At 52.9% G+C, this 18,966-nt stretch carries 16 protein-coding genes and 1 pseudogene; 2 read left to right on the forward strand and 15 right to left on the reverse strand.

Translation table 11 applies throughout. From position 1 onward, the window contains the following. Positions 1-8 precede the first annotated feature (8 nt). From LK03_RS05995 to LK03_RS22790, 11 genes are all read right to left on the reverse strand, one after another. Positions 9-629, reverse strand: coding sequence for a LysE family translocator (locus tag LK03_RS05995; RefSeq protein ID WP_038411504.1), 621 nt, complete (start codon positions 627-629; stop codon positions 9-11). A 68-nt stretch (positions 630-697) separates the two neighbouring features. Next, positions 698-1,282 (reverse strand): hypothetical protein, encoded by a 585-nt coding sequence (locus LK03_RS06000; RefSeq protein ID WP_038411505.1) that lies wholly within the window; start codon positions 1,280-1,282, stop codon positions 698-700. 186 nt (positions 1,283-1,468) lie between these two features. Further along, positions 1,469-1,681 (reverse strand): hypothetical protein, encoded by a 213-nt coding sequence (locus LK03_RS22470; RefSeq protein WP_038411506.1) that lies wholly within the window; start codon positions 1,679-1,681, stop codon positions 1,469-1,471. Between the two features lie 582 nt (positions 1,682-2,263). Beyond that, the gene (locus LK03_RS06010; RefSeq protein ID WP_038414630.1) at positions 2,264-2,608 is read right to left on the reverse strand and encodes a DNA-binding protein; all 345 of its coding nucleotides are present in this window, start codon (positions 2,606-2,608) and stop codon (positions 2,264-2,266) included. Positions 2,609-3,223: 615 nt separating this feature from the next. Then, entirely contained in the window at positions 3,224-4,099 is an 876-nt protein-coding gene (locus LK03_RS06015; RefSeq protein WP_038411507.1) for a TIR domain-containing protein, read from the reverse strand. A gap of 301 nt (positions 4,100-4,400) precedes the next feature. Next, a complete protein-coding gene (locus LK03_RS06020) occupies positions 4,401-5,765 on the reverse strand; it encodes a hypothetical protein (protein ID WP_038411508.1) in 1,365 nt (454 codons plus the stop codon). Positions 5,766-6,026: 261 nt separating this feature from the next. Continuing rightward, positions 6,027-7,700 carry a CHAT domain-containing protein gene (locus LK03_RS22395; RefSeq protein WP_205621229.1) on the reverse strand — a complete coding sequence of 558 codons (1,674 nt, stop codon included), beginning with the start codon at positions 7,698-7,700 and terminating at the stop codon, positions 6,027-6,029. A gap of 332 nt (positions 7,701-8,032) precedes the next feature. Beyond that, entirely contained in the window at positions 8,033-9,850 is a 1,818-nt protein-coding gene (locus tag LK03_RS22400) for a hypothetical protein (protein WP_038411510.1), read from the reverse strand. A gap of 204 nt (positions 9,851-10,054) precedes the next feature. Further along, complete coding sequence (locus LK03_RS22475) at positions 10,055-10,267, reverse strand: LysR substrate-binding domain-containing protein (protein WP_049870441.1); 213 nt, start codon at positions 10,265-10,267, stop codon at positions 10,055-10,057. Between the two features lie 291 nt (positions 10,268-10,558). After that, positions 10,559-11,338: a hypothetical protein gene (locus LK03_RS06040; protein ID WP_038411511.1), complete on the reverse strand. Its 780-nt coding sequence runs from the start codon at positions 11,336-11,338 to the stop codon at positions 10,559-10,561. 764 nt (positions 11,339-12,102) lie between these two features. Beyond that, positions 12,103-12,288 carry an OprD family outer membrane porin gene (locus LK03_RS22790; protein WP_156109566.1) on the reverse strand — a complete coding sequence of 62 codons (186 nt, stop codon included), beginning with the start codon at positions 12,286-12,288 and terminating at the stop codon, positions 12,103-12,105. A gap of 210 nt (positions 12,289-12,498) precedes the next feature. Between LK03_RS22790 and tnpC the strand changes: the two are divergent. After that, positions 12,499-13,320: pseudogene (gene tnpC, locus LK03_RS06050) on the forward strand (IS66 family transposase); the annotation flags it as partial. Between the two features lie 120 nt (positions 13,321-13,440). Here tnpC and LK03_RS06055 read toward each other — a convergent pair. The 4 genes from LK03_RS06055 to LK03_RS21830 form a co-directional block, all read right to left on the reverse strand. After that, complete coding sequence (locus LK03_RS06055) at positions 13,441-13,869, reverse strand: hypothetical protein (RefSeq protein WP_038411512.1); 429 nt, start codon at positions 13,867-13,869, stop codon at positions 13,441-13,443. Continuing rightward, positions 13,866-15,719 (reverse strand): DEAD/DEAH box helicase, encoded by a 1,854-nt coding sequence (locus tag LK03_RS06060; RefSeq protein ID WP_038411513.1) that lies wholly within the window; start codon positions 15,717-15,719, stop codon positions 13,866-13,868. Before LK03_RS06060 ends, LK03_RS06055 begins: the two co-directional genes overlap by 4 nt. A gap of 670 nt (positions 15,720-16,389) precedes the next feature. Then, positions 16,390-16,863 (reverse strand): antitoxin Xre/MbcA/ParS toxin-binding domain-containing protein, encoded by a 474-nt coding sequence (locus LK03_RS21825; protein WP_081951567.1) that lies wholly within the window; start codon positions 16,861-16,863, stop codon positions 16,390-16,392. Between the two features lie 171 nt (positions 16,864-17,034). Beyond that, positions 17,035-17,685 carry a DCL family protein gene (locus LK03_RS21830; RefSeq protein WP_167334487.1) on the reverse strand — a complete coding sequence of 217 codons (651 nt, stop codon included), beginning with the start codon at positions 17,683-17,685 and terminating at the stop codon, positions 17,035-17,037. A gap of 381 nt (positions 17,686-18,066) precedes the next feature. Between LK03_RS21830 and LK03_RS21835 the strand changes: the two genes are divergently transcribed. Continuing rightward, the gene (locus LK03_RS21835) at positions 18,067-18,963 is read left to right on the forward strand and encodes a TniQ family protein (protein ID WP_081951569.1); all 897 of its coding nucleotides are present in this window, start codon (positions 18,067-18,069) and stop codon (positions 18,961-18,963) included. Positions 18,964-18,966 lie beyond the last annotated feature (3 nt).

The raw sequence follows: 18,966 nt of genomic DNA on the forward strand, positions 1-18,966 counted from the left end.
ACCTTACCTCAGCGCCTGCCCAAGGCCAGGCGGGCGGCGAACAGCACGAAGATCAGGCCCGTGGCGCGGTCCATCCACTGGATCACCCGCTCACGCCGCAGTATGCCGGCCAGCGGTTGAGTGACGCCAATCAGCACACCCGACCAGATCAGCCCGAGCAGCACATGGATGCCGACCAGGCCGAAGGTCCAGGCGATCAGGTTCTGCGCGGGAGGGATGAACTGCGGCAGGAACGACACATAGAAAATCCCCACCTTGGGATTGAGCACATTGCCCATCATGCCCTTGAGAAACCAGTTGCCACGCGCCCTGGCGCCTGCCTCAGGCGGTGCCAGGGTGCTGCGCGGGCGCAGCAGCATGCCCAGGCCCAACCACGCCAAGTACGCCGCGCCGCAGTACTTCAGCAGGTTGTAGGCCAGCTCCGACACGGCAATCAGCGCCCCCAGGCCAAACGCCACCGCAGCACCCCACACCAGGCAACCGGCATTGATCCCCAACGCCGCCCGAAACGCCTGCTGCTTGCCTTCCACCGTGGCCGTTCGCAACACCAGCGCGGTATCCAGGCCAGGGGTCAGCGTCAGCACGGTTGCGGCCAGGGTGAAGGCCAGCAGGTTGTCGGCGATGGGCATGGGTCGGATGTCTCTGAGGGATGATCAATTGGCTTGGTTTGCGCTGCGCGCAGGGCCGCCGGTTGCGACTACTCGATGCCGCACTCAGCCAATGCTTTCTCGAGCGAGTCATCCAGCACGTACTCGCCGCTGGGCGTGGACGCCGAGCCGTCCCTGAAGGATTGGTAACGCAAGACAGCACCGCTTTTCAGTTGAGCGAGGATGTTTTCGGCCTTTTCGCCGGTGGCCAGGGCGAAAGGCGAGCTTTGCCTGGTCATGATCTGCCATAAGCCTTCATCCAGCTCCTTACTGCCAGTGCCCAATCCCGCCCAACTAGGGCGCTTCTCGGGAACGGATTTCACGGGTGTTTCAAGGGGACTGATCGTCCACGCCGGCAACTGGTCGATCTGAATCTGTACCAGCCCGACCGGAGCACTGAGCAGCGCCCGGGTTCTCATGCCAACCAGCAGCACACCACGGATCTTTTCGATATAAGGAAAGTAGTGGAGCGTGAACAAGCGACTGTCGGAATAGAACGCCGCCGTCGTCACGCCACAGGTGGACTCGTCCATGAAGCGATCGGACGCATCGACCGTGATCCACTGCGGCCCTGGTTGAGTCCCCGCGCACCCCACCAGCATCAATGCCAACGCCAGCGTATAAAGTCTTTTCATGTGCATCCTTGTCAGTGGGCAAGATTGCCCTGTCCGTGTCCGTAACTTGAACGTTAACGCCCTGGGTATGGGCGTTCTACGTGGGTGGATCGAAACTGCCAATGATTGGCGGTGATTCGGGTTTGTCGGTGACTAGCGAAATTGTCCGACCTAACGAGCAGTCAGCAGATATCCACAGCCCTTGTCCTAAGATCCAGAGTCTCGAATAAGACCGCACTGCTCACTCGCTAGCCGACTGATGATCCTGATGGCCTGATGCAGCCCCGCAGTGGTGCGGAAACTCAACTGTGGATTGTGTTCGCACTCAAGCAGTTCGTCGTGCTGCACCAACGCCTCTGCGAGCAGTTCGAGGGTGCGGGTGTAGTCCTGAAGTGTGGATAGGCGTTCGCGTTCAGTCATAGGTCACCTGCATGGGGTCCGAAGACCGACGGATAGCGTCGAGCCGGTGAGCTGGGTATGCGTAGGGGGTGTGAGGGCGGAGCGCGAATGCGAGGAGCCCGAGCGGATTTTCGGTGGTCATGCATGAGTTCCTTTCGTTGTGGAACTGCCACCGCTCGCGGCCAAGCAAGTTAAGGTGGCAGCAGTACGCGGGTTGGCCGACCGGGACGAAAGGAGCCCGGCACACCCGAAGGTGTCCCGCGCACCACCGCCATGACGCAACATCGCGGGCACAAAAAAAGCGCCTGCGATGAACACTTGGCGCTGCTGCGCCTTTCGATTCCGACCGGCCAAGGTCGCATCGCCGAAGGTTCGACGACGTTGGGAATGTATGCCTGTGGGTGAGGTTATGCAACGGTTGCGTTCTAGATATGGCGTTGCTTTCGCACGTTCACTTACCGCGTAATCGCGTTGGGCTGACAGCGTCCCGCTCAACCGCCATTGCCAAGGTCTGAGCGGGCCCTTCGTCGAGCAACGACAGGACGTCGTACGTAGGCGATAGCCGCCATGCTCCTTCGCACCATAGGATGTAAGCGCGGGACATCAGAAATCCTCCGGCTTGGGCTTTGCCAAGCGCACACGTCTCGACGTCAGACTTTGATAGGCATCGTCATGATTGAAATAACGAGTGATTTCAGACGAGTTTTCGACACCGTCCAAAGAAACGAAGACCGACTCATCGAGCCCCAGGCGCCAAAGCACCAGCATGAACGATCGTAGGTCTACCGATTCGGATCCACCCTCAATCTTGCGCAGCGTGTGGGCGGAAACACCTATCGATGCCTTGAGGTCTGCCTGTCGCAAGCCCATGAATAAGCGTCTAGCTTTGACGAGAAGCCCTATTTTGCGCAGGGTGTCCGAGCAGGTAACGGGGAAAAAACTATTCATAAGATTCACGCTAACGAGCTTTAACACTCACAAAGTCTAGAAATACGAGTCTTAAATCTAAAAACCTATTCCCTAAGGCTCATTCACATGAGCCTTAGGGTTAATAAAGTCAACAGCGATTAACCTTAATCTTGCTGGAAAATGCCGATCAGAGCCGGGTGTGTGAAAAGAATAAAGGTTGTCACAACACCCCTTGAAATTCGCGGCCTCTAGAAAAAAACTGACAGGTCAGGGGCGGGAAAAGGTTGTCACAAAACTGGCTTTGACAAAAAGTCGGGTGTTTTTTCACAGAATAAAGGTTGTCACAGCTCATGTGACGAAAAAAGGAGCCAAGATGGAGGGGGTGAAAGCCTCAAAATCTTTATGATGGTATCTTTCCTAGATGGAGCGTACCTACGTCAGGAACTCCCATGATCGACTATGGCGGTGCCGGGATACTGGTGACTATTCACTAATCAGCGAATTACGGAAATAGAAAAGCCCGCCGTAAAGGCGGGCTATCAGGTGTCTCCAAGGGGAGGCTAAGCGCCAACGAGGTCTCGGAGCAAGCTGTCACAGGTTACGTTTTCTGGTCTGTGTCCACCAGCGTTATCAACGCAGCCATGACAAGCGGGGCTAGCCGCGCATCACCTTATTCCAATCAATCTCATAACCGGCGTCTTGGAGTTCACGACTCAAGGCTTGCTTCCAACCGTCGTCGTTCATCGGCGTCCAGACTACGCCTGCAAAGTCGCTTGGAATCTCAACCTGACCACGCTTTAGTGCGCAGACTCTTTCGCGCCCCAGGCAGCCGAGGAAATAACCGAGCTCCAACAGGACGTTTTGCCTTGCGCGAGGCTCCAATTCCCCACCCTTTACACAGCCCTGGTCGTCCGGCGTGAGCAGCACAACGGCAAATCCTACGTCTCGGTGTCTTTCTATCTTCTCGATCACCGTCCCGCCACGATTTGCCTGTTCATGCAGAATGATTGGCTCTAGACCAAGCTTTTCAAGGAATCGAGCTACCGACTCTCGTGCTCCCTCGTCATGGCCATGGACAACGAACACTCGGCCTGAATGGACGACTCTATCTTGAGGGGATGAGGTGACCTGGACCTCCTCCGAGGCTGAGAGATCCGCCAAATCCTCCTTCAAACTTTTCTGTGCTTGCTCAAGCAGAGCAATAGAGTTTTGTACCCTGCGTTGAATTGGGGTGTGGTAGTCAATCTGCTGTCCGGTACTGACGATCATCGGATAGTACGTGAGGTCTGTGGCGGCTGCGTAGGTCCGATAGGCACTGGTGTCTTCCCCGAAGCATCTGGTCAGACTGTCCTTGATGGCAACCTGCATAGCCTTAAGCTCAGGTGTGTTTCCATTCCGGACGGTGTTGAGGTCAAAAGCGTGAAGCTCTGCAATTCGTTCAGATAGCCGAGCAAGGCCACGGTCGATCTCTTGCAATGTCAGTTTCAGCTTCGGCTGTGGAGGTACAACAGAGGGGGTCTTTCGTGCCATGGTCTACACATTCCTTGGTAGCGGTAGGCTATTATTGCTGATTTGAAATGTCCGATCATCCTTGGGAGGCTCCGGTTGCGCCTTGTCTATGCGAGACTGACTTAATAATTTTTGCGAAGCCCAAAACCGCGCTGGCTTACGAATCGTTGGCGCTGAACCATCGTAAGACGCTGTCCATTGAGCCCAACGAAGAGAGTACTGATGAGTCTCATCCCTATTACAAGAACAAGAATGGGTTCGCATTGCTCTGGTGTGAAAAGGTGTCAGGTACGGTAGGGACTTAGGCCGTCACGGGCTAGAGTCAATCGCGCTGATGCAGCAGATCGAGCATGTAGTCCATGAGCAGGTATGGTTTCTCGAAACAGGCATCAATAAGCGTGTGGACGAAGAGTGTGCCGTCATCCAGTATGAAGGGAACGGCCGATTGATCGATCTTGAAAGTCTTCAGTCGCTTACGTGCGTTACCTTTCTGGTAGGGGTCATTGGCGCGCAGGTCGAATTCTTCTAGGGTGTAAAAAATAAACTCGTGGTCAATATGTGAAACAAAGAAACGGCCGTCCTTGACGAAGTATTCTAAGTGGATCATTCGAGTGACGGCGCAGTCCTCAAGCAGCTCTGGAATATGGGCAATTTCTTCAAAGGTCATACTATTGTCAGTAACAGAACACCAAGCCTTGTCCTCACTTCCCGGTCTGTAAAATTTCGAAACCGAGGGCAGGACGGCAGTGCTATCAGCCGTGAGACCTCTTGTACGGATTACTGTACTTACCACTACCCCGTCCGGTTGTCGTCGCAAGTTTTCCATGTTCAGCGGTTGCGGAATCCTCTGGAAGCCCAGTGAGACAAATATTTTTTGGTTCGTTTTAATTAATACGTCATCACTAGTCAGCAGGGCCAGATCTTTTATTAGTCCTTCACTGCGTAGGCGTTCGAACAGCGTGAGAACATAACTCGGGGTGTGTTCGATGAGAAGCTGCACCTGAAGTTGCACATCTTGGATCCTGTTGGGGATTCCTATAAGTAGTTCAGAAGCTCCGGTAACAGAATACAAATTATATTTCCTGTATTGCGAGTCGGTCTCAAGCAGGTCCACCTCTGCAGCTTTGTAATACTGGTAAATCGGAGTAGTTTTCTGTGGTGCGCGCATGTATCTGCGTTGTTCGCTTTGATCCAGGCGATGTATTTCATACACAATGCGCAGCAATCTTGTTAGAGCGAAATTTTCCTTACATTGGCGAGCATTAAATTCTTTTGCGGCAGACAAGGTGGAGTAGTAATCGTCGAAAGTGTGTAGAGCCTGCTTGTGCAGTGATTCTGCGCAAAGCTCATTTAGCTCTCGTTTCTTATTTTCGATTGAACGGCGATCATGGATGGGATCGCTGATCAACTGCTCCAATTCGATTTCGAGCCTTCTTCGTTCGAAGCGCAGAATACTCCTCATGAAGGTGACTTCTTTCAGAGCTTCCTGCAACCACGGTATTGCAAGCTCAAATAGGGTTGGATCGTCGTCAAAAAAACAGTCCGTCATTAAGTGATATGTACCGCCATCACTGCCGAACTTATCACCTGAGCTACTGAAGTCACCTTCCAACCGACGTAGACATATCTGGAGGCGCTCTTCGTGAAGGTTGTCAAAGTAGCTTGCAAGTTCAGCGGGCATCTTCATGACATGGGGTTCCTGGCTGATGTGGGCGAATACGGGGCAGTAGCAGCATTCTGCCATAATCGAAGCTAATTTTTAGGCCATGGTACTAACTGGATATCGTTGGTGAGGGATGTCGGTTCTTGCGGTGGGGTTTGTCCAAACGTGGCGTCCTCGGTGGCTAGCTCAACTCAGCCCTGAGCTATCCATACCGCCTACCTCCTCAAGCGACTAAGTAGTCGCCGACCACACAAGAACCGAAACTCATGAGCCTTTAACTGCCCCCTAACTTTTGGTTAACAAGAGATCCCCGTAGGCCGTCATAGCTAAAGAGTATTGAGGTTCATCGCCTAAGGCGTGCCCCACTGCCTCGTTGGCCTTCTTTGTTGCCTGGAGAACAGTTGCACCGGTCTCCCAGGCTCGAAGGAACGGTTCCAACCAGCGGTAAGTCATTATTACGTTCAGTGGCCAAGGTGATGCGATGACTGCTCGACAACCTTTATCCAGAAGCAGTTTTGGAAGGCCAATTGCTGTATTGTCCAGTGGGTGTTTATCTATTCGACCCCCACTGCAGACAAACAGTATGACAACCTCTACACCTGCAAGGGCCGATGCCAGTGCGGAGGGGGATTCGAGCAGTCTGTCTTCGTCACGAATACTGTGGATGTAGCGTCCACCAGCCGTGAGTCCACCATGAGCCGTGACCACAGCCAACCCTGCGTCAGACATAGCACGTGGTAGTTTGCGGCTTGTGTCCACCGTAAACCCGAATTCGTCAAAGGTACCTCTAAGCCGGTCAAGCGCCACGTCTAGAGGGCCTTCGGCCTCTGCGCCACTCTCAGCTGATATCCATGCTTTGTATGCGGTTTTGCCGCTGCGCGCCTGACTCCTAACCATGGAGAACCAGGTAAGCGATGGCGCCATTCCTATTGCAGACGCGATACCATGGAACTGGCTGAAGCCGCCAACTTCGGTCGGTTGCGCGAGGCTCAAGTTGTAAGTCATCTGTTGCAGTAGCGGCTCTGCAATCACCATCAACGCCTTTGACGGAGGCAATCGCACATCCAGTGCCTCCATCGTGTCGTAAAACTCATTATGACCATCAGAACGCTCGATGTAGCCGTAGTTACGAGGGTACTTCTGAAGCCATGTGAGCAACCGCAGCTTAAACGATTTGGGGTGCAAAGGCTGATCGATACGATGAACCGCCCCGTTCAACACACATGTCACAATCAGCTCGCCGCTGTTATCCACACCGATAAAGGCGACATCTAGCCCAACCGTGCTCAAGGATTGCGCACAACGGATAGGCCAGCCACTTTCCAGATCTGGAGGCACTGCAGGTAAAGCGATCGCATGGTCAGCCAGTAGCTCAACTCCGAATGCCTTGGCCTCCCCAGACACATCGTGGCCAGCCGAGTCATCCAGGAGCCGGCGCGCAGCAACGCCCACGAATGCGAAATCACCGGAGGCGTCACTGGCGTATAAACCTTTCTGCACCCGGTTGAACATGTCGGCGACGTCGGATGCCGATGGAGCAGCTGTGGATACGGTTCGCACCAAATGGGCAGCTTGTTCCCCTATCAGCTCAAGGCCCACTCGTAGTTGCTGGCGCGCTTCCTCCGCGACTTCTACCTGTCCAATATCTGCTCTCTGAATAGCCTGCCCTAGTAAAACCACGAGGGGGAAAAGAAAACTCCGATCACGTACTGCTCCCTTAAAGCTGCGGCTCAACTCCGCTACGATTGCCCCGATTTCTGGAGAGTCGTTCTCGACTTTCATTAACCGCAGGCTTAGCTCCAAGGTCACAACACGGGCATCGTTGTCGGCATCATGGCCTAGATCCACAGTCAACGTTTTCAGGCTCGGCATGAACTCGCTCGCCAGATCATAAAGACCGAGGTCTCTAAGAATTCGGATCGCGGTATGAATTTCATGCCAAAGATCGGACTTTTCCACGGGAGCGTCAGTCGCCATCGCGGATACAAGTCCAACCAGAGCTTCGGTGAAATTCCGACAGCGATGGTAGACGTCCGCGAAAGTATGCCAAGCTAAGCGCGCACGCCCAGCGTCACCCTGCCCCATCAACAACGCTTGTTCGGCTAGATTTCGAGCGCGCTGATATTGCCCCGCAGTGGCGCACTGACCAGCTAGAAGCCGGAGTGCTCTAAGGTCTGCATTGCGCTCTGCTTTGGCATGTGGCGCCATAGCACAAACTAAAAGCACAAGAGTCTCTAGGAAGTCGATGTCGACATCCTCACCCTGTGGCGCACTCATTAAGATTAATCTGGTTACGAAGTGAATGGTCTGATCGGGATGGACCGCCAGTTCTTTGGGAAAACCGTTACCCCATGTTCCGCAGCGCCCTGATCACCAATCCATTTCAGACACTTCTCTACTACAGCCTTGAGAACGTCTTCATTGGGCTCCTGGCCATCAGCCAGGTCTTGCTGACTACCCTGCGCTGCGTCCCTGTTTCGGGTAGCAAGGCGCACACCTTCACTGGCAAGATCCAGCATGATACAGGCAACAATCGGCACACCCACGTCACCGCACGACTCCACAGACAGTAGCCGCGAAACCCCTGTACGGACTGAACCATCTTCAGGGCGCGGGGCAAGGTAACGAATTACCGATAGCAGGCGCTCCTGGTAGTAATCGCCTCCGTCTCGGCCGATTTCTTCCTTGAGCATCATTGCCCTTATGGACGACAGCGTGAGCTGGGCAGCCTGTCTTCCGTAAATATCGGATTTAGTGATCATGCTCGCAGCGTCAGCAGCAACTCGGCAATTCCCGAGATGCCAGGCATGCATGGCACAGCAAATTACGGCCAGTTCGAACCATTCCCTACCCCAGCCCTGTGCGTCATCAATCACATGGGCGTAACCCCGTTGGGGAGATAGAACTCCGTCCAATATCGCCAAGTGTCTTTCAGTAAATCCCGCCGTTGTGAACCCGCCGTCCACATCGAGTGTTGCATCGCGACAGTTCATCAAAAGCCGACGATCACGATTCTCCCTCAGGGATGAAGAAGTCGGATACAGCTGCGCCAGTCGCTCATCGTAGCGCTCAATCAGTTGGTTGTTCTGGAGAAGGGTCGCGAGCTCGAGCCCTTGCTCGATCCACATCACGCTGTTCAAGCCCTCCACGTTTTCTGGCAGGAGCGCGAGTGCCAGTGAGTTGTCGCCAGCTTTGAGAGCTAGACGCGAAATTTGGATCGAGTTCGTCGGGTCCATCGATGCCAAATGTGGAAGAAGCTGCGTAAGGGTTGCAATCGCTTCGTCTGTCATCCCAGCCCGGCAGAACAACTGGGCCAAAAGATGTAGTCGATTAATGTCGGAAAGCTGCATTTCCTCTATCTCTGCCAACACTGCTTCCATTTCGCCGCACAGCACGAGAGATATCCATCGCTGAGCGTTTTGCTCCACTTTATCCTTAGAGTCAGGCTCACGAACCACCTCCATCACAAAGCAGCCGTCTACGCTCGTTAGCAGATCCACATTGCCGCTCAACCTTGCCGGCGTTTCGTCGACATGAACGACCGCATATCCCTCATTCGCTTGAACTGCGGAAACGGTGCAATGACAGAGACGGGCCACATGAGGTGTCCACAAATCTTCCGATGTACGGACTGCCGAGACCCCAAAAGCTGCGGGCTCCTCAATGTTGTCATCTCGGTAGAGACTAGCGTCAGCAATCGCCACAAGGCTGCGCTGCCCTTGCGCCGCGATAGTAGCCTCCAAGACAGCGACCTCAAGCGTCGAGCTATTCACCACACGTGTCATGCGCTTTAGGAATGCCGACTGTTTTTCATTCGGCGTTGTACCAGTTAGCGTTAGAAACGCTGACTCCAATGCTTCGTAAACGTTGTCAGCCGTCAAGGTTGTTACCGAAGTCGGAGGCAAGATAACGACAACGCTGGCGAAAGGAGGCTTACCCTCCGCATCTTTCAGATACAGAAGCAGCGAAATCACGGTTCGCCCAACGACTTCCGCAAACGATCCACCCTGAATCAAGTCAGCTGTCCCAAGAGAGAATCCATGGGCGAATAACTTATGGGGGTCAAATCCTTCGATGCTCACAGCCTGCGTATTGTCCGACTCACTCATTCCTGACCCCTAGCGTTTATCCTTCGATAGCCTATCGAGGCATTCAGTGCCTTTAATTAGCAGAGTCAACTGGCCATCACAAGAGACCTCCAGTGCTCTGGTACGGCTATCCGCAAAGGGTCAAAAAGCTGTCGCTAGTTGAGGGCAGCTAATGGACGGTTGCTGTCGTTTGCCGCCTATAGCTATCCCAATCGCCTCAACCGCTCAGCCAAGGTTCGCATCTAGTAACCAGTCGATGAACGCCCGCACCTCCGGGCGTCTGCGGCTGCCTTCAGAGCAAACCATGTAGTAGTTGTGCACGGTAGGCACACAGATGGGAAACGGGCAAACCAATCGCCCTTCGTCGAGGTCTCTGGCAGAAACCGTTTCATCGCTCAGAGCCCCCCCGAAGCCCTCCGGTGCAGCCTGGAGCACCATGCCGAAGTCTTCGAAGTAAATGTACCTCGGCGAACGAAGCCCGCCTCAGCAGGCAATTGCTGCCACAGGTTACCGTCGTCCTCATGCAGCAAGCGATGTTTGACCAGATCACTCACTTCGTGAATGGCCAACGGCCCTCGCAGGTGTTGAGGGCTGCACACCGTACGCGTATCGAGATGCTGCGGCCAACGACATGGCTGTAGGGCGTATCGCCGTCTCGGAAAGCGTGACACTCCACGAGTAACCCCCAAACGGGGCTCGCTTGGGAATGGCGCCGGGCGACTCCCCAGCTCATTGCTTGTTAGCAACAAATTCGTTGGCGGCCGCGACTTTTGCTTTGCTGGCCTTGCCTCCTTTACCCGCCTGATTCACCGGATTGAAAGCCGGCCACTTATCGCCAAGACCGCGAACTAGGTATCGATTGGTCCGATCCTGCTCCGTGTTTCCAGGCTCGTAATAGTCGGCCTGTTTGTAGGAAATCAACTCCTGGTGGTACAGACGGTTCAAGGAGCCAGGGATTTGGTACATGGGTACACCTGCTAACCTTGAGATGGTCGAGTAGTTGATGGTCGCTATATTGAAATTGCTCTTATTTCTGAACGCGCAGATCACCAAAAACACCTTCAGCGCGTAGAGGCTCAATGCGCTGAATTCAAACTGATGCAGGACGAGCAGCTGCGTCCTGCTTCCATCGTAGAGCCTCGACTTGGGCAGCTTGCCGTGGAAGCTCTCCTCCCACCCTGCCATTTGCAACACGGTCCCTTCGCGTAACGGCTTGCCGTATTTTTCGAGCAGGCCCACTTCCACCAGGCGCTTGAGAGATCGAGCGACGATCGGCCTCGACAAGCCAGACAGCGCGATCAGCTTCGGGTACGTCGTTGTGACCTGTCCTGTGTAGTAGTTCGCAATCATGCACAAGCTGACGTAGAGCCTCAATGCTCCAAGACTCGTGTTCTGCTCCAGCAAGCAGCGTGCTCCTCCATCCACACGGCTATCGAACGCAGCGACACCACCCCCTTGAATCCATTTGATGGGCAGTCGAGCAAAGTCGGCTTTGTCCTGGGTGTTCATAAATCAGCTCCGCTTCCATACAGCGGCGACCACAGCCACCGAAAGAGTAATCACTGCGCACAGCGCCAAGTTGAGGGGATCAGCCGTGAGCGCGGCCGAGAAAATGCTGCTGATTGATTCCATCTTAGTGAGCTCCAAAAACCAGTTATGGAGCAATTTCGCATCTCCCCCCTAATAGCATCTAGATGATCCATTATCGGAAAATCCAGTGCAAGCCCAGTAACCAAGCTGCATTGAGCATTTTCTGATTAGTTAATTCCAGCTCTACTTACCCGCTGAAAACGGTCATCAAAAGTGATAAATTGAATCAAAACATGGAAATTGATTGGGGGCGTATGGCAGGGTTTGTGGAGCAGGATTTGAGGGAGCAGTTGAGAGCCCCAAGAGCAGTTCCTTATGCTAGGCGCGTAGCAGGTGGCCACTTCGTCCTGGAGATTGCTACACCTGTAGGCGTTAACACTCTGCAGCGGCAACGAGGCGGCGATCGGGTCTTTAAAACCTTCGAAGCGCTTCTCAGCCTGCTGGCCGGGCAAGGAGTAGTAGAGTTTGCCGTTGTCCTAGATAAGGCAAAGGTCATCGCAGCAGGTCCACCAATCCCTTGGGTTGGACGCGCCCCTAACGATGAGATGTCTCGCGCCTCCTGGCGTCACGATTTCGACATACCCTTTTGAGCACTCCAGAACTCTGCAAGCTAGTGGCGGGCTCTGTGAACGCCGCGTCGGCTCTGAAAGCCGCCCAAGCAGGCGGCTTTAAAGACCTTTGTTTTACATCAATGGCACGGTGTAAGAGAAAACGAGACGATTCTCATCGATCCCTCGACCGAAGTTAGACCGGTAGGTGGCATTCGCCCATCGTACAGCTAGATTCTTGAACGTAGCCTCGCCCCCAGAGATGTTGGCGCTACAGCAGCCGTGTGACTCATCAGCCTGATGGCCGACCTGCCAGGCAATGACCTTCTAGACTGGATACAAGGGCATACAGAGGCCGGATTGAAATGAAAATCACAGGTCGTGTGGAAGTGGATGCAGTGACCGACGTGCGTTGCGACATTTGCAGCAGCTCCACTCGTTCGGAAAGCGGCAACTTGGAGTATGGGATGCTCCAGGCAAATTGGGGCTATGGTGCGCAGCATGACGGTCAACGCTATGAGGTGCACCTGTGCACTGCGTGAAGCGGTGCTGAGCCAAGGCGTAATTCACGCCGATGAAACACCGGTGCAAATGCTTGCGCCAGGCGAGAAGAAAACCCACCGGGCCTATGTATGGGCCTACAGCACGACGCCGTTTTCAGCGCTGAATGCGGTGGTGTATGACTTCAGCCCAAGCCGCGCAGGCGAACATGCGCGCAACTTCCTGGACACCTGGAATGGCAAGTGGGTCTGCGATGACTTCGCGGGCTACAAAGCCGGTTTTGAGCAAGGCATCACTGAAATCGGCTGCATGGCTCATGCTCGCCGCAAGTTCTTCGACCTGCATGTCGCGAACAAAAGTCAGCTGGCCGAACAGGCGCTGCACTCGATTAGCGGTTTGTACGAGGTTGAACGCCAGGCTCGGGATATGAGCAACGAAGACCGTTGGCGAATACGTCAGGAAATGGCGGTACCGATCAGCAAAAAACTGCATGGCTGGATGTTGGCCCAGCGCGACCTGGTGCCGAACGGATCAGCCACGGCGAAAGCCCTCGATTACAGCCTGAAACGCTGGGTAGCGCTGACGCGCTACCTGGACGATGGGGCTGTGCCCATCGACAACAATCAGGTCGAGAACCAGATACGGCCATGGGCGCTCGGGCGCTCGAACTGGTTGTTTGCCGGGTCGCTGCGCAGTGGCAAACGGGCCGCGGCGATCATGAGCCTGATCCAGTCGGCGCGCATGAATGGGCATGATCCGTATGCCTATCTCAAAGATGTGCTGACGCGGCTGCCGACGCAACGGGCCAGTGAGATCGGGCAGCTGCTGCCGCATCAGTGGGTGCCAGCCTGACTTACGCAAGGAGAGTTCGCCGGACGCTTACCCCTGACTGGCACTCTCTCTGAAATAGACGTTCACTGCGGCGAGTATGATTGGTTGAGCGTAAGCCGCAGTGAGGAGGATGTAGGATGCTTACGCTACCAGTTGAAGCCGAGGGGCGAGCGCAAGATAGTCTTTAGGCATTGTCGCCAGGATTCGTGCGACTTGGGCTTGTGGAAGCTTGGCAGAAAGCAGCACCTCAAGCTTTTCAATACGCTCTTGGACTGCCCGAGCACGATCCCACTGAACGCTGAACCTCTTCGCAGCTACTTTCTGCTCTACAAGCACAAGATGGCGATTGTGGTCGTAGGTGTAGCGCATAGTGACTTTACTCGGGGACTCTTCCTCGACCGACTCCGTGAAGGTCAACTCGAAGATCAGCCCGGCGGAGGTCTTGCGTGCGGAAGACTCGACATAGTCCTCCTCAAATAGGTTGTCGACCAATTCGCTTGGCTGAACACCACGGGTTACGTGTAGGGTTGTGAGCTCGTCAACAAGCGTTTTGATGGTTTCGAGACTCATTTCAGCATACCCCTCAGTTCAGCCATGATCACCTCGACATGCTCGATGGACCTGGACAGCGCATTGGTGTCCCGTTCAGCGACCTTACCGAATTTCTTCACGAGCTTGGCGTTAATAGATCTCACCAGTATACCGTCGTTAGGCATTGTGGATTGAATTCCCACCAAGTGACGACTGAATTTCGGATAAAGGGTAGACGCTTTTGCGTCGATTCCTAAGTCGCTCAGTAGGGTCGCCACCTCATCTTGCGCCTTCTTGGTGAGTATCTCGCGCATCTGCCTGCGGGCGATCTCCGGCCGCTTTGCCACGAGATTAGGGTCAATCGTCTGAGCAGCCTTCCGGGTTTCAGCGTTGATGATGAGGCTCTTGAACTGAGCCAAGGTGGCTTCATCGTAACCCGCGAGAGCTGACATCTCCTGTAGCTTCTGGGTCGCGATGGAGTCGATTTCAGCCCGTTTTTCAGAAAAGATCTTGTTGAAATCGAGGTCATCAAGGTAGGAATCTTGATCGCTCACAAACGCATCAGATGAAGTGACACCCGCCAAGGACTGTTCTTTTCGCGTGTACTCTATGTCAGTGATGGTGTACTCGCGCGTCCGCTGATGCTGGGCGCGGTCCACTTCCTTCTGGAAAGCACTCCACATCGAATCAAGGCCAGTTTCCTCGTGGTAAATCACCACCGCATTGTTGTCGACCTCAAATGCGGTGATTTCTTCAGCCGGGATCGCACGCAGTACACGGCCGACGATCTGCGCAAAGGCGTTGATGCTGCGGTAAGGCCGGAACAGGGCGAGCACTGTGAGGTAACGGTGGTCGTAGCCCTCCATGAGCATGTTTACGGAGATGACAACGTCGCACTCGTGGTTGTCGATCGCCCGGAATGCGGCATCGAGATCCGACTGCTCCATATTGCTATGCACGATAGCCGCAGTGAGGCTCTTGGATTGGTACCAAGCCTGGAGATCTACGGCATGGGTAATGCTGCACCCAACGGCGAGGATCTTGTGCGGCACGTTCGGCGACACCTTACGTAGCTCGCTGAGATTGGCAATGCTCTGCTCGATCACATCCATCGAGCATTCAGGCGAAAGCGCGACGCTTCGTTCTAGCCACTCCTTGTCCTTGAGGGCAAGAACCTCATCCTTAGACAAACGAACACCCGGTTGCTCTGCCAGAGTGAAGTACAGTTCGTGAGCGTTGACGGTCTGTTTCCTCAACCACTTGACGTACCGATCTCGCATGACTTCCGACAGAGGCGTTTCATGGATGAGCCTTCCAGGAACCTCTTGTTTGTCACCACGGAAAGGAGTGCCAGTGATGAAAATCTTTTTGGCCTTAGCGAAATATCCAAGGGTTCTCTGCCACGTGTCGGCCGGGGCGTGGTGGCCCTCATCGATGATGATGAGATCGAAGAAGTCAGGCGACACACGCCTGGTTAAGCACCCGTCTCGCTCGCTGTGGACCTGCTGAATGTTCGAGTAGACGAAGTGGCTCAGCTCCAAGCTAGAGGAGAGAGTCTTGGAGTTGTACTCGCAGATGACTGGAAGGTCATCAGCACTGAAAATAATGTCCTGATTGATCCAGAAATTGTCTTCCAGAAGCTCTTGGGTTTTGCGGATGCTCTGCTTAGTCACCAGGTTGGGCGTTACTATGAGGACACGGCCCTTAGCCAGCCCATACGGTACGATGGAGATCAGCCCACTTTTTCCTGTGCCGGTCGGGAGAACGATCAAAGCGTCTTCGTCGGAGCTAGCGAAATGGTCCTGCGCTTTGATGTATGCCTCGATTTGGGGCGTACGCAGCTTGTTGTTGCCAAGAATATTGGCTGCCGTTTCGGTGAAGTAATTCATAGACAGTCGCGATTCCTATCGGCGGCGCGCGCCATGGTGCTCGCCCACTGAGCAAGTACTCGGTGGCCGGCAAACAGGGGTCGGTGGGGTTGAGGTGCAGCAGAGCAGAGCATAGAAATATCCATATTTCGTGCAGGGCGTCATGAGCTTCTTTACCGCAAAGCGTGCGGGCTGATCAGAATTATAGCCTAGTGATATCACGCTATGGAGGCTGATCTGGCTGAAAAAATCATTTCCAGCGGGATGCAGAAATTTCCGTCGCTTCGAGGTTTCACCACCCTCTAGTCTGAGACTTTTCGGCCTTTGCGTTTGCGTCCAGGACGCGTGTCAACCACCGCTGGGATGCCTGTCAGCATTCCGACAGGCTCTTCAACAGTCTTTTCAGGAGGCCAGAAAAGAGGCAGAGCCTCTGCTCTGTGCGCTGCTCTCTGCGCGAGAACTGACCGCGCTTCCTCAATGAATTGCTGCATCATTAGCCATTTGTCGGTTTTTATCTTTCGACGCCCCTTCACTTTTTGTCTTCCTCTAACTAGCTTCTGAAGCTTCGAGTAATGATAGGTGGCAAACCGCACTCTCACTGTCGAGTACTGAAATTCTTCAGATTATCGGAAAAACAGACGCCCAGCTGAAATGCCTGACCGATGAATTGTCGGGCTAGCGACAGGGCTAGTCATTGATATATCCCAAACTCAACCCTATCCAAATAATCCTTAACGACCTGGAATCCAATAGCATTATCTATAAGGTCGATGGGAGTCAGGCCTTCCAAATACCGACATGGACGGCTAAGCCAGTCTTCAGCAGTTGTTTGTTTTCCAAATACATCACTGGCGCGCTCCAAAATTTTAGCATATTGAAAAGCTACGGCACTTTGATACGCGCTCAGGCGAACCAGATGATTTTTATTAAGCTGCCTTCGTATGGATCGTCTCGTGGCCCCTACAATTTTTTCACTTACTTGAGGCCTTGAATATAGATTAGACAACGATATCATAACAAGAGCATCGTGTAGTGCAAATCCGCAGAGTACCAAAGAGACGACATCGGACGGAGAGAGCTGTCCTATAGGTATTTTAGTTAAACATCCGATAGGGGTTTGAACTTCGTTGACTGGGATGGATTTACTACTTTGGCTAGTGATCATTTCAGATGCTCCAGCAATCGGCTGCACCCCAAAATTATAGCTTATCAATCCAGTGACGCTTAGCAGTCGCACGCACTTCTGCTAGGCAACATACTCGGCAATACCAAGGGAAAGGTTCGACGAAGCCTCGCATAAAATCGCAGCCGCTTCGTCTACCCCAAAAATCACTTATCAACGCACATGCTTTTTGAATATTGCCAGCTTAGCAACCGTCTCATGATAGTTGCTAAAATCTACAGCCATCGCTGGATCTGTAAATATTGTTGTATATTGCATGTCTTGGCTGATTGTAACCATAGAGGGATCGACAACCAAATTTTTAGCTTGAATGAAACCCTTTACGATATCGCGAAATCGCGGCTCGGTATGACGATACTCTGAAGTGTGGATATTGGTAATCTCGCCAGTTCGCACACAGGGTATTCCGTCAGGTGACATATCAAACAATTGCTGTTTTTGTGCCATTAACTCTACTGCGACTGAGCGCCGACAGGCTTCATAAAAGTCATGGCGTAAGCTGCGAGCTCTTCCGGATACGCATGCTGGATATCCAAAGTCAGTAGTACTCCCGTCAATCCTTAAGAGGTGAAAGCAACTTGTGGGGTGATCTGGTGATTTGTTCTTGAAAAATCCTTTAACCCCGAGCCCGATTTTTTGCTCTGCGTCTGGATGTCTCTGTAAAAGCTCATACAAGATGTCTTCGTCATCAGAGTTCAAAAACTCTCCGTCAGCGTAGCGGGCAAGCATGGCTTTGAAGAAAGCCGTTGCCTCAGCTTGCTTGGGGAAGGTCTTACTTGGCAGTACCACAGGTTTTGCAGGCATACAAACCTCCCTTTCATTGCACGCGATGGTTATCCATGTTCGGCATACCGAGATTACCACACGGTTTTCTCTGCAGATGCACCTTCCATGGTTGCTCATCGTGGAACAAGGTTGACCTACCGCAGATTACGCCTGGCCATCGTCCACAGCTGTAATCCGCAAGGTTCAACGAGCAGATTTTTGGGGCAGCAGGTTACGACGGCTAGCGATGTGCTGAGTCACTACCAAGCAAAATGATCTTTTCAAGCAAGTTACGGAGATTTTTAGCCCACGGATGCAACAAGCCTAAAAAGTAGGCCAAAAATCGCTTGCTGTTTGCTAGCATGGTCAGTGCGAACGGAAATAGCGTAGACTGACTTAACCATATGTGATCGATAATTTATGAGAATCTTTTCACCCTTGCCTGGCGAGTATATTGCTTCAGCCCTAAAACGAGGAAACGAGTTACTCGGCATTAAATCTATACGCACCGAGGATTTTTATATAAAACCGATACCAAGGGTAGGCTTTGGAATTAGCAAATCCATGTTGCCACTGAAGGCTGAATGGAGAGAACATCCAAAATTCAAATTTCCCGAATTCATATCGAAATATAACATCACTGAATCTGTTCTAAACAACCATACCCTGCACCCACTGAATGCAGCACTAGGCCGTTCGCGAGCATTAACAGAAGTCACTCCAAAAACTTGGACGAGAATTTGCCCTGAATGCGTACTAGAGGACATTGAAGAGCATGGGAGCCCGTATATACACCGAAGACATGTATTATCTTTTGTCATGGTCTGTAGCATACACGGCTCACCGCTGATTGACACCTGCCCATACTGTTCAGTTAGCATAAAGAAACATGACATAACACATCTACGCATTTGCAGCATACGCTACAAATACTCAAAACAATCAAAATCTCAAAAAAAATCGACTCCACGGTTATATGCGCAATTCATTGCAGACTTATTGCAATACCGCGGCGCCATGGCCAAAAGTGGTAAAGCTGAGGCTTTAATCTGCTGTAGCGTACACTTAAAATATGGCCGCAGGCATGCAGATTTTAATGCCAGCATGGGAATAGACTCAGTCATAGAGGAGGAGCTTGGAATATCAGTAAATACAAAAATCAACGTTTGGTCGATGGACAGGAACATTTCGCTTTATGCTTTCCTAGGATGCCAAACTGCTGAAAACTATCTGAAGCTCCTATCAGATGAAGAATCTGTGAGCCAATTAAATAAGGCCTTGGATGACGCTTGGATTACTAAATGGCAACACTATTGACAG

The organism is Pseudomonas cremoricolorata, assembly GCF_000759535.1.
Lineage (GTDB): Bacteria > Pseudomonadota > Gammaproteobacteria > Pseudomonadales > Pseudomonadaceae > Aquipseudomonas > Aquipseudomonas cremoricolorata_A.